This is a genomic window from Suilimivivens aceti (assembly GCF_025567405.1).
Lineage (GTDB): Bacteria > Bacillota > Clostridia > Lachnospirales > Lachnospiraceae > Suilimivivens > Suilimivivens aceti.
This window is the reverse complement of sequence record NZ_JAOQKJ010000033.1, coordinates 833-1687: the sequence shown is the minus strand read 5'-3', so window position 1 is coordinate 1687 and position 855 is coordinate 833. Positions and strand designations below refer to the sequence as shown.

The 855-nt window shown below is 52.0% G+C and carries 1 protein-coding gene; it reads left to right on the top strand.

What is annotated here, in order from left to right; all coding sequences use genetic code 11:
* A partial coding sequence (locus OCV77_RS16345; protein WP_262576000.1) for an ABC transporter permease occupies window positions 1-855 on the top strand: 855 nt, incomplete at both ends.

The following is an 855-nucleotide window of genomic DNA, read 5'->3' as shown; positions in this document are numbered from 1 at the left end:
AAGCGCAGGCAGTGAAAACAGGTTTACAGCCTTTCCGCACCGATTTGAATGTCATGCTGGCCTCCGGCACAAACATTCAAGGGCAGATGGAGCAGGTGGATACCGATCTTGGTTACACATGGGACAGCTATACCGATCCCAACAGCGTCCGAATCGGCGTCAATTGGGGATATACCTCATCCCAGCTGGAGTCACAGCTCGATCCAGAGCTGATAGTCGCCATAGCAGCTTTTTTGCTGCTGGTGATTTTCACGGGGTATCTTATCATCTATAACATTTTTCAGATCTCTGTTGTAGGGGATATCCGGTTTTACGGACTTCTGAAAACCATTGGCACAACGCCCCGGCAGCTCAAACGCATCATTCGCCTGCAGGCACTTCTGCTTTGTCTGATCGGTATTCCGGCGGGGTTGCTGCTGGGCTACGGCATTGGCGCTGTTTTGATTCCTGTTGTCTTGCGCTCCACCCGGTTGGATGCAGGCATCACCACCATCAGCACATCGCCTGTGATCTTCCTTGGTTCTATGCTGTTCGCCTTGTTGACGGTGCTCTTGTCCTGTTCCAAGCCCGGAAAAATGGCAGCTAAGGTCTCTCCGGTGGAGGCTACCAAATATACGGATGCAATGCAGACCAAGAAAAAACGGCGCAACACCCGGGGAGCAAAGCTCCATCAGATGGCCTTTGCCAATCTGGGACGAAACAAGAAAAAGACGGTACTGGTGGTGTTGTCTCTGGCACTGTCGGTGACACTGTTCAATGCGCTGTGTGCCTTTGTGGGCGGCTTCAGCATGGAGAAGTATGTATCCGCCATGACCTGCGCCGATTTTATCGTCAGCACTCCCGACTATTTTCGTT